Here is a 14,942-nt window from a genome sequence, read left to right on the forward strand (position 1 = left end):
CACCAACACCCCAGCCCTAACCGAACGGCATTGCGTCTAGGGGGTGTCTGGTGGACTTCTTCGCGGAATTCGACGGACTCGACCACCGGCAGGTGACCTCGCGGCTGCTCGCCGAGGGTTGGACCGTCTGCGGCCTCGGTGAGTGGGCCACCGTGTGGCGCTCTCCCGGCGGCGGCCTGGCCGCGCGGGTCTGCCCGTTCGAGCCGGGATACCAGGTGTTCGTCGAGCTGTGCCGCTCGCTGTCGGGGCACCGCCTGCTGCCGCGCATCGAGTTCGACGCCGAGCTGTCCGGCGGCGGGCGGGTGACGGTCATGGAGTTCCTGTACCCGTCCGAACCGGCCTTGCACGAGAAGGCGAGCCGACTGTGGGAGGCCGGCGAAGGGGACTTCGGCGCGGTCCGGGCCGAGGCCGAGCGGCTCGACGCCGAAGCAAGAGCGTCGCTGCCGTTCTGGGGCGGACTGGGTCTCAACCCGCACAACGTGATGACCACGCTCTCCGGCGAGGTCAAGCTCGTCGACCTGTACTTCATGTCCGGCCACGAGCTCTATGCCGCGCTGCTGCGCGACCCTGCCGCGTTCGCGGAGGCGATCCCGGCCGAGCGCTACGCGCACTTGCCCGAGATCGCCTTCATCGCGCGGAACTCGACCCCCGATGAGATATCCGAACTGCGCCGGGCCGCCGCGGTCGTTCAGGACTCGGGGCGGTATTCGGCGTAGTCGAAGTCGGCGAAGCTCCCTTCCGCGGCCAGGTCCTGGACCCACATCCCCACGAACGCGCCGGTGAAACCCCACGTGTCGGCGGTCTTGGCGAATTCGTCGGACAGGATCGTCGCGTCGCGATCCTCGTCCAGATCGGTCCATTCGCTCTCGCGGTACGCGAAGCGGAGCCTCGGGCCCTCGAAGGCGATGCGCAGGTCCGATCTCGGGCCGACCTCGGCGACCGGCCGGATCTCGCGCTCGCCCCACTTGCTGGTGACCAGGGACAGGGTCGGTCCGCCGTCTTCCAGGGAGATCTGGAGAAAGTGCCAGTTGTCGGCGTTGTAGTAGGCGACGATCCCGGCCGCCTGGTGCTCGGTGGTCGGCGTGAACTCGATCCCGGCCTCGAAGACCCCGCGCACGGCGGTGACCCGCTGGGCGACCAGGCTCGGAGTGCGGCGGGCGAACGGGCCCTGGCCGCCGGTCACGCGCAGATGGGAGGGGCGGTCGGCCAGGCTCAGCCAGTCCTCCGAGGGGTGGCGGCGCAGGGTGCTCCAGCGTGCGTCGAGGCGGTCGGAGTCGAAGTCGTCGCGGGCCGGTTCCTGCGGCCACGGATGGGGATCCAGGTTCGGGGCCGGAACCTCGACCGCGGGCGCGGCGTCGGGGACGCGGGGCCAACCGTCGACCCACTCGATCCGGGCGATCGCGGTCTCGCGGCCGAGCACGCACGGGTCGGTGCCGTCGCGTTCAAGCGGCCCCCGGTCGGGGTTTCGGACGACGGGACGGCCGGTCAGGTACGGCATGTACCACTCCCCCGCCTGCGTCTGGACCAGGCTGCCGTGTCCGGCCTTCTGGAGTTCGGAATCGGGTTTGTCGCGGGCGGTGATGAGCGGGCCGTTCGGGTCGATCTCGTAGGGGCCCATCAGGTCTCTCGAACGCGCGACGATCTCGCCGTGGTAGTAGCCGGTGCCGCCCTCGGCGCAGAACAGGTAGTACCAGCCGTCCTTGCGATACAGGTGCGGGCCCTCGGTGACCCCGGCCGGGCTGCTCTTCAACAGCAGCGTCGGCTCGCCGACCGGCGCCCCCGCTTCCAAGCGCTGGATCTCGATGCCGTCGAATTTCCGGCCGGGTTTGGGGACGCACACCATGTTGAGCAGGTAGGTGCCGCCGTCCTCGTCATGGAACAGGGCGGCGTCGAAGCCGCGGCCCGGGAGGCGGACGGGGTCGCTCCAGGGTCCGGCGATGTCGGCGGCGGTGGTCAGGTAGTTCGCGCAGTCCTTGTAGTCGTGGGTGTAGGAGTCCATGACGCTGTAGACCAGGTGGAAGCGCCCGTGGGCGTAGGTCAGGTCGGGGGCCCACACGCCGCCGGAGTCGGGAACGCCGGTCAGGTCGAGCAGCCGCCCGCTGTCGGCGATGCCGCCGAGGGCCCGCCAGTGCTTCAAGTCTCGGGAGTGGTGGAGCCGGACTCCCGGACACCATTCGAAGGTCGAGGTGGCCAGGTAGTAGTCCTCGCCGACGCGGACGATCGATGGGTCCGGGTGGAAGCCGGGCAGGACGGGGTTGCGGATGACGCCGTTCGGCGGTTCGGTGCTCACGGTTCGGTCCTTCCAGTGCCTGGTACGCGCACTCGGCATTCAACCGCGGTCGAAAGCCCGTTGCAAGATGTCGCACCCCCTCGATAATTTCGATGCATGCCGAAAACCGATTTCGAGATCCGGCCCGTCCACGAGTCGGAGTACGCCGCCCTCGGGGAGATCACCGTAGAAGCCTACGACCGCGACGGCTTCCTCGACGGTCCCGACGACCCGTACGCCGACTTCCTGCGCGACGTCGCCGCGCGCGCGTCCGAGGCTGAGGTGCTGGTGGCGGCCGAGGGCGATCGGCTTCTCGGCGGGGTGACGATGGTGCCACCAGGGGCCGCCGGCGCCCAGCTCGCCGGGGCCGGCGAGGCCGAGATCAGAGCACTCGCGGTCGGTCCGGCCGGGCGCGGTCGCGGAGTCGGCACGGCGCTCACGGACGGCTGCATCGCGCTCGCCTCGGAGACCTTCGGCGCCAAGCGCGTAGTGCTGTGCTCGCTCTACAGCATGAAGGCCGCGCACCGCATATACCTGCGGCGCGGTTTCCGCCGCGCACCGGAGCTGGACTGGGAGCCGGTCCCCGGTGCGGTCCTGTGGGGCTTCGCGCTCGAGCTCTAGACCGTTCCGAGCCCGGCGACGAAGTCGCCGTAGCCGCCGAACGCCTGCGCGACGTCGGACTGGCCGATCCCGTAGCGGGACAGGTCGTAGACGTGCCCTCCGGTGCCTCCGGCGCGATTCCGCGCGGCGTCGAGGTTCTCGCGCTCGGTCGGGCCCCACGGGGCGTCGAGCCGTTCGAACAGCTCGGTGAAGCGCCGCTCGGGGTCCTCGGCCAGGTGCCGGTAGGACACGTCGATGATCGAGTCCCCCGGCACGTTCTCGCGGGCGGCCGAGGCGCGGGCGATGCCGGTGGCGAGCATGCCGAGCCAGACCCTGCCGATCTCCTCGAGGTCGGGAGAGCGGGTGTGGACGGACTGGCTGGTCTCGGCCAGCGAGCACATCGAGCCCATGACGGTGCCCGGGTCGCGGTGGGTCCACACGACCTGGGCGTCGGGGAAGGTCTTGAACAGCGTCTCCAGGCTCCACAGGTGCGCCGGGGACTTGAGGACCCACCGGCGGCGGGGCCTCCCGTACTGGAGGACCTGGAGCGCCTGCTTGAGGTACTGGTAGTCGGGGGTGTAGTCGCGGTCGAGCATCCACTGCTCGTAGCGCGGCATGTGGGCGCGGACGACGAACATCAGGCCGTGCGGCAGGACGAAGACGCACTCCTCGGGTTTCTCGGCGCCGAGCGGATGGATCCTGGGCATCATCGGGGACGCCTTGCTGGCGCCCTGGGCGACCTGCTCGGCCTGCTTGATGTAGCGCTCTCTCACCGAGTCGGGGATGTCGGCGAGGTCGCAGTTCATCAGCTCCCACATCAGCGGGGCCCGGTGCGCCTCGGGTTCGGCCAGGACGTGGTGGGTGAGGGTGGTCCCGGTGCGCGGGAGCCCGGCCACCACGATGGGTCGCTCGATCGGCTCGTCGGCGATCTCGGGGTGCAGCGCGTGGAGCTTGCGGATCCGCATGCGGTTCTCCAAGCGCTTGCCAAGGTCGTCGACCGTGCCGATCCAGCCGGTTGGAGTGAGTCCGTCGACGTCGGCGAAGCAGGTCAGGAGGAAGCGCATCTCTTCGATGAACTGCTCGTCGCCGTGGGCGGTGCCGTCGGTCTTGGATTCCGCCTCGTCGATCGCGTGCTTGATGATCTTGTCGATCTTGTTCCGTCGGTTCGCGATCGTCGGGGTGAGTACGACGTTGATCGCCTTGAGCCACGGGGCAACTCGCTGCATGGCGGCTTCTCCTCTTGGGGCGCTTCAAATGTGAGGAAAGCCTACCTCCTCACCGGGTCATCCCGCTTCTTCGTCCTCCCTCGGCAGCTCCTCCAGCGGGAACGCGGTCGCGATCTGCGGAGTGAGCTCCGCGACGAAGCGCGCGGCCAGATGGTTCGAGTCCCGGTAGACCAGCAGGTTCCCCACCACCACCGGACACCGGCCGGTCTCGGTGTCGCAGATCCACGGGATCGGGTCGACCACGTGGGCGCCGGCCTCCGAGACGGCGTCCTGGAGATCTTCCCGGCGGTCGGGGTAGAGGACGGCGTCGTCGAGCTCGTTGACGCACTCGGTGGCATCGTCGGGGTGCTCGGCGAGGCAGTCCGGGACGTCCTCGGCGGCGACCGGTGTGTCGGCGAGGTAGTAGACCTCATCGGTCCGGCTCCGGAGGTCCTCGACGGCCTCGACCCATCCGTCCACCCACGCCTGGTCGGGATCGTCGGCAATGAGGTCCTTGTCGTCGTAGGAGGCGGCGACCACCAGGTCCGGATCGACTTCCTCGATCTCGGCGAGCGCGTTGCCCTTCCAGTCGTAGCACTCGGTGTACTCGTGGTTCAGTTTCGGGTCGTGCTCCCTGACCTCGGGCACCGAGCAGTTCGCCTTGGTCAGCACCAGCATCCGCCAGCCGGAGGCCTGGGCGAGCTGATTGAACGCCGGAAACCACTGCGCGGCGTGGGAGTCGCCGTACAGGACCACGGTCTTGTCGCCTTCGGGATCGCCGAACCAGCACTCGTCTACCAGATCGGTGGCGGAGCGCGCGACCATGCAGCCCTTGTCGTACATGGACGGTTCATCCTCGCGAGCGTCCTCCAGTGACGGCGTGAGGTTGGCCGGGACCGAGTCGATCTCGGAGGACTCGCCCAGCAGCTGCCACACGGTGGTCTCGTCGCCGGTGATCTCCGCGGCCTCGGTCCCGTCGCCGTCCGTCACCGGCTGGGTGACCGCCACGAATGACGCGGCCAGCGCGCACACCATCAGCGCCCCGCCCAGCGCCAGTGCCCGCGAGGGCACCTGGACCAGCGGCCGGCGGGTCCGGACGGGGTTCTCGATGAGGTGGAACATCGCGACGCTGAGCAGGAACGCCAGGCCCATCAGGGGGACCATGTACCGCAGCCGGGGCTCGACGCCCAGCGCGACCGGGGCGATCATGACGATCGGCCAGTGCCACAGGTACAGGCCGTAGGAGATCTTCCCGAGGTACTGGGCGGGGGCGATGCCCAGCAGCGTCCCGGCGCCGAAGCGGTGGGGGACGCAGCCGGCCGCGATCACCACGGCGGTGCCGGCGACGGGCAGGACCGCGGCGTAGCCGGGGAACGCGGTGGCCTCGTCGATCAGGAAGACGGATCCGACCAGGGCCGCCAGGCCGATCCAGGAGGCGACCGCGGCGGCGGCCGCGGGAACCGTGCGCCTGATCCGGTTCGCCAGCACGGCGACGAAGGCACCGGCCGCGAGTTCCCAGGCGCGGGTGTGGATGCCGAAGTAGGACCAGACCGGGTCCTCGGCCGAGCGGGTGACGCTCAGGAAGAACGAGACGGCGGCGACGGCGGCCAGGACGATCGCGATCACGGTGATGCGGCGGCGGTACAGCGGGTACCGGCGGGCGAACCGGCCGCCCCACAGGCGCCCGCACACCACGGCCACGGCCAGCAGCATCAGCGGCCAGACCAGGTAGAACTGCTCCTCCACCGCCAGCGACCAGAAGTGCTGGAGCGGCGAGGGGTCGACGTCCGCGTTGAGGTAGTCGGTGCCCTCGGAGGCAAGGCGGAAGTTGACCACGTTCAGGGCCGCGGCCGCGGTGTCGGCGGCGATGTCGCCCAGGCGGGTGCGCGGCAGCCACAGCCAGGCGGCGACCAAGGTCGCCACCAGGACCGTGGCCGCGGCCGGCAGCAGCCTGACGGCGCGGCGGGCGTAGAACTTGGTGAGCGAGACCCGGCCGGTGCGCTCGATCTCCCGCAGCAGCAGCGAGGTGATCAGGAACCCGGAGATGACGAAGAACACGTCCACGCCGACGAATCCGCCTTCTGAGTAGAAGAACTGGATGTGCGCCGCGATCACCATGACGACGGCGAGGGCGCGCAGGCCCTCGATGTCGGGTCGCCAGTGGTCGGGACGGGTCCGGTCCGGCGCGGAATCGTCGCGCCGACTGGTCGATCGTGCCGCTTCGGTCAGAGGCATGAGGATGAGTCTCCGAACTGTTCACCGGTCGAGGTCCGCCCAGCGGGCACGGCAGAGCGGACATTTCCGGGCAAGGGGGGCCGTCTTCGGGGACGATCTGCGACCATAGCACTTTCCGCACCTTGAAATCGACCGACTCCCAATGTGTGACATGTACGTCAATCGATAAGGGCGGCGCGGAAAGCGGCGTAAACCGTCTACGGCACTCCGGGAGGCTCGGGGGTGCGGCGCAGCAGCCCTTCCTGTGCGGCGGTGGCCAAGTGGTGTCCCTCGCCGTCGAAGAAGCGCCCCTGGGCCAGGCCGCGGCCGCCGGAGGCGGTGGGCGACTCGGCGTCGTAGAGCACCCACTCGTCGGCGCGGAACGGCCGGTGGAACCACATGGCGTGGTCGAGGCTGGTTCCCAGGTAGCCCCCGCCGCCCCAGACGGCGCCGTGCCGGTTCAGCACCGTGTCGAGCAGCGTCAGATCCGAGGCGTAGGTCAGCACGCACACGTGGATGAGCGGGTCGTCCGGGAGCTTCCCGTCGGCCTTCATCCAGACCCGCTGGCGGTCCTCAGCCGGTCTTTCACCCGATCGGGCGTAGCCGGAGCCGCCGAGGTAGCGCACGTCGATGGGCCGGGGGATGCGCGCCCACATGCTCAGCCGGTCGGGGTCGGCCCGCAGCTGCTCGGAGATCGGGGCGATCCGGTCGGGGCCGGGCACCTCGGGGGCGGGGTCGCCGTGTTCGAGGCCGTTCTCGCCGACGTGGAAGGACGCCGACATGAAGAACAGGGTCTTGCCGCCCTGGAGCGCCACGGTGCGCCGCACCGAGAAGGAGCGGCCGTCGCGGATGTTCTCGACCTGGTAGATGATCGGCTTCGACGAGTCCCCGGGCCGCACGAAGTAGCCGTGCAGGGAGTGCACGCGCCGATCCGGTGCGACGGTGCGGCCGGCGGCCACCAGCGCCTGCCCGGCTACCTGGCCGCCGAACACGCGCTGGAGCCCGACCTCGGCGCGGGGGCCGCGGAACAGGCCGGTGTCGATCTCCTCCAGGTCCAGGACGCCGAGGAGCGAGTCCACGGCGTCCTGCCCGACGAGTACCTCGGACACTATGAGCCGACCTGGTGGACGCGGACGGTGTTGGTCGAGCCGGGGGTCCCGGCCGGGGTGCCGGCCACGATCACGACCAGGTCGCCCGGCGAGGCCAGGCCGTGCTCCTGCATGGTCCTGTCGACCAGCGTGAACATCGTGTCCGTGTGGTCGACGTGCTCGACCTGGTAGGCGTCGGTGCCCCACGACAGCGCCATCTGGTTGCGCACCGACTCGATCGAGGTCATGCCCACGATCGGCTGCTGGGGCTTGAGGCGGGCGAGGCGCTTGACCGTGTCGCCGGTCTGGGTGAACGCGGCCAGGGCCTTCGCGTCGAGGGCGTCGGCGATCTGGGCCGCGGCGGCGGTGACCGCGCCGGGCTTGGTCCGCGGCTCGTGGTGCATCTCGCGGGGGCCGACCGGCCCGGACTCGGTGGTCTCGACGATCTTGGCCATGGTGCGGACGGTGCCGACCGGGTACTTGCCGACGCTGGTCTCGCCGGAGAGCATGACCGCGTCGGCGCCGTCGAGGACGGCGTTGGCGACGTCGGAGACCTCGGCGCGGGTGGGGCGGGCGTTCTCGATCATGGAGTCGAGCATCTGGGTGGCCACGATGGCCGGCTTGGCGTTCTCGCGGCAGAGGCGGATGATCTCCTTCTGCACCAGCGGCACCTCGTCGAGGGGCATCTCGACGCCCAGGTCGCCGCGGGCGACCATGACGCCGTCGAACGCGCGGACGATCTCCTCGAGGCGGGCGACCGCCTCGGGCTTCTCGACCTTGGCGATGATGGGGCGCCGCACTCCGACCTCGTCCATGACCTTGTGTCCGAGGCGGACGTCGTCGGGGTGGCGCACGAAGGACATCGCGATCAGGTCCACGCCGAGGTTGAGCGCGAACTTCATATCGGAGATGTCCTTCTCCGAGAGCGCGGGAACCGAGATGTTCACGTTCGGCAGCGACAGGCCCTTGTGGTTGGACACCGGTCCGCCCTCGACGACCAGGCATTCGACGTCGGTGTCGGTCGAGGAGAGCACCTCCAGGGCCAGTTTGCCGTCATCGACCAGGAGCCGGTCGCCCTTGGAGACCTCGGACGGGAGCTTCTTGTAGGTGCACGAGACGCGGTCGTGCGTGCCGTCGACGTCGTCGGAGGTGATGAGGACGCGGTCGCCGGCGTCCCACTGCTCGGAGCCGCTCTCGAAGGTCCCCAGCCGGATCTTGGGCCCCTGCATGTCGGCCAGGATCGCCACGGGCTTCCCGGCGGTCTCGGCGGCCTCCCTGACCATCTGGTAAACGGCCTCGTGGTCCGCTTGGGTGCCGTGGCTGAAGTTCATTCGGGCGACGTTCATGCCGGCGTCGATCAGACCGGCCATCCGCTCCGGAGTGGCGGTGGCGGGACCGATGGTGCAGACGATTTTTGCTCTACGAGTCACCCTGCGAGCTTATATCGGACGCGAATTCGGACTCGGGCGGTCACCGCAGATGAGAGGCGGAATTCACCGTCCCCGAATGGCATAGGCGCACATTGCGAATACGCGGAATTGAGCGCCCGCCGCAATAGTCGAGGGCGCGCAATTCCGCGTAATTCGATTCCTTTAGACGCCCAGCGGCTGGGCGTCGGCGGTCACCGGCTCGGGCAGAGCCGTGGTCTCGCCGAGGTACCGGTGGACGGCCGCCGCGGCGGCGCGGCCCTCGGCGATGGCCCACACGATCAGGGAGGCGCCCCGGTGGGCGTCCCCGGCGACGAACACGCCGGGCGCGTCGGTCTGCCAGTCGGCTCCGCAGTCGATGACGCCGCGGCCGGTCCGCTCGATGCCGAGCTGGCGCAGCAGCTGCTGGTCCTCCGTGCCGGAGAAGCCGATGGCCAGCAGCACCAGGTCGGCCGGGACGACCTGCTCCTTGCCGGGCACCGGGATGATGTCGCGGCGGCCCTGGGATTTGTCGACGGTGACCTCCGAGAGGCGCATCTGGCGCACGTGCCCGTGCTCGTCGCCGATGAACTCGAGCGCGGCCGAGCCGTAGTTGCGCTCGCCGCCCTCCTCGTGGGCCGGGTAGTTGCGCACGATGACCGGCCAGACCGGCCAGGGGTCGCGGTCGGCGTCGCGGTCGGTCGGCGGCATCGGGTACAGGTCGAGCTGCCGGACCGAGGCGGCGCCCTGGCGGTGGGCCACGCCCAGGCAGTCGGCGCCGGTGTCGCCGCCGCCGATGATGACCACGTGCTTGCCGCGGGCGTCGATCGGGGCGAACGGGGCCTTGCCGGCCGCGACCTGGTTGGCGCCGGTCAGGTGCTCCATGGCCTGGTGGATGCCGGCCAGTTCGCGGCCTTCCTGGTCGGTCTCGCGACCTTCGAGCGCGCCGACGGCCAGCACCACGGCGTCGTGGCGTTCGCGCAGGTCCTCGGCGGACAGGTCGACGCCGACGTTGACGCCGCAGGCGAACTCGACGCCTTCGGCCCGCATCTGGTCCAGGCGGAGGTCGATGTGGCGCTTCTCGAGCTTGAAGTCCGGGATGCCGTAGCGCAGCAGCCCGCCGGGAGCGTCGTCGCGCTCGTAGACGGTGACGGCGTGTCCGGCGCGGGCCAGTTGCTGGGCGGCGGCGAGCCCGGCCGGGCCCGAGCCGACCACGGCCACGGACTTGCCGGTGGACCGCTCGGCCGGGTGGGGCCTGACGTTCTCGTCGTCGAAGGCCCGGTCGATGATCTCGACCTCGATGTTCTTGATGGTGACCGGGTCGTCGCCGATGCCGAGCACGCAGGATGCCTCGCACGGGGCCGGGCACAGGCGGCCGGTGAACTCGGGGAAGTTGTTGGTGGCGTGGAGCTGCTCGATGGCCGCGCCCCACCGTCCGGTGCGGGCCAGGTCGTTCCACTCCGGGATCCGGTTGCCCAGGGGGCAGCCGTCGTGGCAGAAGGGGATGCCGCAGTCCATGCACCTGGAGGCCTGGGAGGTCACCATCTCGGCGGTGGTGCGCTCGTAGACCTCGCGGTTGTCGAGGATGCGGACGGGCACCGGCCGCCTCTTGGGCACTTCGCGGCCGTGCTCGAGGAACCCGCTGGGATTAGGCATTGGCGACCTCCTTCTCTTGGGCCTGACGGGCGAGTACGGCCTTGTACTCGGTGGGGATGACCTTGGTGAAGCCGCTGGCGGCCCTGGGCCAGTTGGACAGCAGCTCGGCGGCCACGGTCGAGCCGGTGGCTCGGCCGTGGCGCAGCAGCAGGTTGTGGACCAGGTCGATGTCGGCTGCGCCGAGCTCGTCGAGGTCCACCAGGGTGGTGTTGGTGCGGCTCTCGTCCAGGCGCCACACGTAGGCCACCCCGCCGGACATGCCCGCGGCGAAGTTGCGGCCGGTGGGGCCCAGGACCAGGACGGTGCCGCCGGTCATGTACTCGCAGCCGTGGTCGCCGACGCCCTCGACGACGGCGACTGCCCCGGAGTTGCGGACGCCGAAGCGCTCGCCGACCTTGCCGCGGATGTAGACCTCGCCGGAGGTGGCGCCGTAGAGGATGGTGTTGCCGGCGATGACGTTCTCCTCGGCCTTGAACGGGGCCGCGGCGTCGGGCAGGACGGTGATCCGGCCGCCCGACAGGCCCTTGGCGAGGTAGTCGTTGGTGTCGCCGACGAGCTTGAAGTTCGCTCCCCGGGTGAGGAAGGCGCCGAAGGACTGGCCGGCGGTGCCGCGGAAGGTCACGTCGATCGAGCCGTCGGGCAGCCCCTCGCGGTGGGTGCGGCTGACCGCCGCGCCCAGCAGGGCCCCGACGGAGCGGTCGGTGTTGCGGATCGACATCTCGGCCGAGACCGTGGTGCCCTCCTCGATGGCGGGCCGGGCGAGTTCGACCAGCGCCGCGCCCATGGTGCCCTCGACGTCGTGGTCCTGCTCGCGCCCTCGGGTACGCGGACCATCGGAGGGGGCGGCCAGGATGTTGGACAGGTCGATGCGGGAGGCCTTGCGGCTCTCGCCGGTGACCTGGCGGAGGCGCTCGACGTTGCCGATGGCCTCGTCGAGGGACCGGTAGCCGAGCTCGGCGAGCAGCTCGCGGACCTCCTCGGCGATGTAGCGGAAGAAGTTGACCACGTGGTCGGCCTGGCCGGTGTAGCGCTCGCGCAGGACCGGGTCCTGGGAGGCCACACCCACCGGGCAGGTGTCCAGGTGGCACACGCGCATCATGACGCACCCGGCGACGACCAGGGGCGCGGTGGCGAAGCCGTAGCCCTCGGCACCGAGCAGCGCGGCGACGACGACGTCGCGGCCGGTCTTCATCGCACCGTCCACTTCGAGCTTGACGCGGTCGCGCAGCCGGTTCTGCACCAGGGTCTGCTGGGCCTCGGCCAGGCCGATCTCCCAGGGCGTCCCGGCATGCTTGACCGAGTTGGCCGGGGCCGCGCCGGTGCCGCCGTCGTGGCCGGAGATGAGGATGTTGTCGGCCTTGGCCTTGGAGACACCCGCGGCGACGGTGCCGACGCCGACCTCGCTGACCAGCTTGACGTGGACCTCGGTGTCGCCGCCTCCGGCGTGCTTGAGGTCGTGGATGAGCTGGGCCAGGTCCTCGATGGAGTAGATGTCGTGGTGCGGCGGCGGGCTGATGAGCCCGACGCCGGGCGTGGCGTTGCGGGTCGCGGCGATCCACGGGTGGACCTTCTTGCCCGAAAGCTGGCCGCCCTCGCCGGGCTTGGCGCCCTGGGCCATCTTGATCTGGATGGCGTCGGCGGTGGCCAGGTACTCGCTGGTGACGCCGAAGCGGCCCGAGGCGACCTGCTTGATCGCGCTGCGCCGCTCGGGGTCGTAGAGCCGGTCGACGTCCTCGCCGCCCTCGCCGGAGTTGGAGCGGCCGCCGAGGCGGTTCATGGCGATCGCGAGGGTCTCGTGTGCCTCCTGGGAGAGCGCGCCGTAGCTCATCGCGCCGGTGTGGAAGCGCCGCACGATGCTCTCGACCGGTTCGACCTCCTCGACCGGGACGCTCTGGCGGGTCTCGGTCTCGAAGTCGAGCATGCCGCGCAGCAGCCCGGAGTCGGCCGCGATCGAGTTGACCTTGTCGGTGTAGCGCTTGAACACCTCGTACTGGCCCGACTTGGTCGAGTGCTGGAGCAGGAAGACCGTCTCGGGGTTGAACAGGTGGACCTCGCCCTCGCGGCGCCACTGGTAGTCGCCGCCGGGCGGCAGCGGCTGGTCGGGGTCGACCTCCTGCTCGTAGGCGCGGCGGTGCCGCTCGGCGACCTCCTTGCTGATCGTCTGGAGGCCGATGCCGCCGATACGGGAGTCGGTGCCGGTGAAGTACCGGTCGACGAAGTCCTCGTCGAGGCCGACGGCCTCGAAGATCTGGGCGCCGGTGTAGGAGGCGACCGTGGAGATGCCGATCTTGGACATCACCTTGAGGATGCCCTTGCACAGCCCCTCGATGTAGTTCTCGACCGCCTGCGCCGGTTCGGCGTCGACCACGCCGAGGTCGCACAGCTCCTCGATCGAGTCGAAGGCCAGGTACGGGTTGACCGCGGCGGCGCCGTAGCCGAGCAGCACCGCGGCGTGATGCACGGTGCGGCAGTCGCCGGTCTCGACCAGGAGCGCGACCTTGGTGCGGGTCTGCTCCCGAACCAGGTGCTGGTGGACGGCGGCCGTCAGCAGCAGCGACGGGATCGGCGCGAGGTCGGCGGTGACGTCGCGGTCGGACAGGACCAGGATGCGGGCCCCGTCCTCGATCGCCTCGGAGACGTGGCGGCAGATCTCGACCAGGCGGTCCTTCATGCCGCGCGAGCCGTGCCGCACCTTGTAGAGGCCGGAGACGCGCACGGCCTGGAAGCCGGGCATGTCGCCGTCGTCGTCGATGTGGAGGATCTTGGCCAGCTCGTCGTTGGACAGGATCGGGCGGGACAGCTCGATCTGGCGGCACGAGTGCGGGCCGGGCTCCAGGATGTTGCCCTCGGGACCGATCATGTTGCCCAGGGCGGTGACCAGCTGCTCGCGGATGGCGTCGAGCGGCGGGTTGGTGACCTGCGCGAACAGCTGCGTGAAGTAGTCGTAGAGCAGCTTGGGGCGCTTGGACAGCCCTGCGATGGGGGTGTCCGATCCCATGGACACGACCGGCTCGGCGCCGGAGGAGGCCATGGGGGCCAGCAGCATCCGCAGTTCCTCGTCGGAGTAGCCGAAGGTCAGCTGGCGGCGTCGCACGATCTCGGAGCTGTAGACCACGTGCTCGCGGTCGGGCAGCTCCTCGAGGTGGATGAGCCCGGCATGGAGCCAGTCGCCGTAGGCGTGCTCCTTGGCCAGGGCGTCCTTGATCTCCTCGTCGTCGACGATGCGGCCCTCAGCGGTGTCGACCAGGAACATCCGGCCCGGCTGCAGGCGGCCCTTCTCGGCGACCTGCGCGGGGTCGAAGTCGACCACGCCGGACTCGGAGGCCAGGACCACCACGTCGTCGGTGGTGCGCCACCAGCGGGCCGGGCGCAGGCCGTTGCGGTCCAGGACCGCGCCGATCTGCGTGCCGTCGGTGAAGGCGACCGCGGCCGGTCCGTCCCAGGGCTCCATGATCGCGGCGTGGTAGCGGTAGAAGTCGCGCCGCTTGGGGTCCATGGTCGCGTTGTGCTCCCATGCCTCGGGCATCATCATCAGCATCGCGTGCGGCAGGCTGCGCCCGCCCAGGTGCAGCAGCTCTACGACCTCGTCGAAGTTCATCGAGTCGCTGGCGCCGGGCGTGTTGATCGGGAACAGGCGGCGCAGGCGGCCGGGCAGGTGCTCGCTGGCCAGCTCGGCCTGGCGGGCGGTCATCCAGTTCCGGTTGCCCCTGATGGTGTTGATCTCGCCGTTGTGGGCGACCATCCGGAACGGGTGGGCCAGCGGCCAGGACGGGAAGGTGTTGGTCGAGAAGCGCGAGTGGACCAGCGCCACGGCGCTGGCGGTGCGCTCGTCGCGCAGGTCGGGGTAGAACTGGGGCACCTGGGCGGGGGTGAGCATCCCCTTGTAGACGATGGTGCGCGCCGAGAGGGTGACGATCGCGGCCCCTTCGAGGCGCCTCTCGCGCAGCTCCCGCTCGGACTGCTTGCGGACGGCGAAGGCGAGCCGGTCCAGTTCGAGGCCGGAGACGGACTCGTCCTCGGAGGCGACGAAGACCTGGCTGACGCGGGGCATGGAGGCCAGGGCGCCCTCGCCCAGGCCGGAGGGGTCGACCGGGACTTCGCGCCAGCCCAGGACGCGGCAGCCCTCGGCGATGGCGTACTTCTCGATGATGGTGCGGGCGCGGTCGGTCGCCTCGTCGTCGTCGACCGGCGTGAAGACCAGTCCGGCGGCGTAGCGTCCGGCCTCGGGGAGGCGGAAGTCGACCGCGTCGCGCAGCAGGGCGTCGGGGATCTGGATCAGGATGCCCGCCCCGTCACCGGAGTCGGGGTCGGGCGCGGTGGCGCCGCGGTGCTCCATCCGCACCAGGGCCGACAGGCCCCGTTCGATCACCTTGTGGTCGGCGCGGCCTTGCAGATCCGCAACGAAGGCAACGCCGCAAGCGTCGTGTTCCCATTCTGGGCGGTAAAGACCTGGCGTGGTGTTCAGGGCAGAACTCAACCTTGGCCTCCTTCGTCGTCGAGGGCT

At 70.3% G+C, this 14,942-nt stretch carries 9 protein-coding genes; 2 read left to right on the forward strand and 7 right to left on the reverse strand.

What is annotated here, in order from left to right:
• The first annotated feature begins 50 nt into the window (after positions 1-50).
• On the forward strand, positions 51-716 hold the full coding sequence (locus JFB92_RS09505; protein ID WP_199037439.1) for a hypothetical protein: 666 nt from the start codon (positions 51-53) through the stop codon (positions 714-716).
• Here JFB92_RS09505 and JFB92_RS09510 read toward each other — a convergent pair.
• On the reverse strand, positions 689-2,290 hold the full coding sequence (locus JFB92_RS09510) for a glycoside hydrolase family 43 protein (RefSeq protein ID WP_199037441.1): 1,602 nt from the start codon (positions 2,288-2,290) through the stop codon (positions 689-691). The two genes, JFB92_RS09505 and JFB92_RS09510, sit on opposite strands and share 28 nt — an antisense overlap.
• Positions 2,291-2,386: 96 nt before the next feature.
• Here JFB92_RS09510 and JFB92_RS09515 point away from each other — a divergent pair, with 96 nt between their 5' ends.
• Entirely contained in the window at positions 2,387-2,890 is a 504-nt protein-coding gene (locus tag JFB92_RS09515) for a GNAT family N-acetyltransferase (RefSeq protein WP_199037443.1), read from the forward strand.
• Here JFB92_RS09515 and JFB92_RS09520 read toward each other — a convergent pair.
• The 6 genes from JFB92_RS09520 to gltB form a co-directional block, all read right to left on the reverse strand.
• The gene (locus JFB92_RS09520; RefSeq protein ID WP_199037445.1) at positions 2,887-4,095 is read right to left on the reverse strand and encodes a sulfotransferase family protein; all 1,209 of its coding nucleotides are present in this window, start codon (positions 4,093-4,095) and stop codon (positions 2,887-2,889) included. The two genes, JFB92_RS09515 and JFB92_RS09520, sit on opposite strands and share 4 nt — an antisense overlap.
• Before the next feature lie 57 nt (positions 4,096-4,152).
• Complete coding sequence (locus tag JFB92_RS09525; RefSeq protein ID WP_199037447.1) at positions 4,153-6,309, reverse strand: acyltransferase family protein; 2,157 nt, start codon at positions 6,307-6,309, stop codon at positions 4,153-4,155.
• Between the two features lie 197 nt (positions 6,310-6,506).
• Positions 6,507-7,397, reverse strand: coding sequence for an acyl-CoA thioesterase (locus tag JFB92_RS09530; protein WP_199037449.1), 891 nt, complete (start codon positions 7,395-7,397; stop codon positions 6,507-6,509).
• The gene (gene pyk, locus JFB92_RS09535) at positions 7,397-8,806 is read right to left on the reverse strand and encodes a pyruvate kinase (protein WP_199037451.1); all 1,410 of its coding nucleotides are present in this window, start codon (positions 8,804-8,806) and stop codon (positions 7,397-7,399) included. Before pyk ends, JFB92_RS09530 begins: the two co-directional genes overlap by 1 nt.
• Before the next feature lie 162 nt (positions 8,807-8,968).
• Entirely contained in the window at positions 8,969-10,438 is a 1,470-nt protein-coding gene (locus tag JFB92_RS09540) for a glutamate synthase subunit beta (RefSeq protein WP_199037453.1), read from the reverse strand.
• Positions 10,431-14,915, reverse strand: a complete 4,485-nt coding sequence (gene gltB, locus JFB92_RS09545) for a glutamate synthase large subunit (RefSeq protein ID WP_233162795.1) — start codon at positions 14,913-14,915, stop codon at positions 10,431-10,433. The genes JFB92_RS09540 and gltB overlap by 8 nt, the downstream gene beginning before the upstream one ends.
• Between the last annotated feature and the right edge of the window lie 27 nt (positions 14,916-14,942).

The sequence above is a fragment of the Glycomyces salinus genome (genome assembly GCF_016428645.1).
GTDB lineage: Bacteria > Actinomycetota > Actinomycetes > Mycobacteriales > Micromonosporaceae > Glycomyces > Glycomyces salinus.

Bases quoted from the DNA above. Each gene is read 5' to 3' on its own strand.
- JFB92_RS09525 (WP_199037447.1), bottom strand. From the start codon at position 6,309: ATGCCTCTGACCGAAGCGGCACGATCGACCAGTCGGCGCGACGATTCC.
- JFB92_RS09515 (WP_199037443.1), top strand. From the start codon at position 2,387: ATGCCGAAAACCGATTTCGAGATCCGGCCCGTCCACGAGTCGGAGTAC.
- JFB92_RS09520 (WP_199037445.1), bottom strand. From the start codon at position 4,095: ATGCAGCGAGTTGCCCCGTGGCTCAAGGCGATCAACGTCGTACTCACC.
- JFB92_RS09540 (WP_199037453.1), bottom strand. From the start codon at position 10,438: ATGCCTAATCCCAGCGGGTTCCTCGAGCACGGCCGCGAAGTGCCCAAG.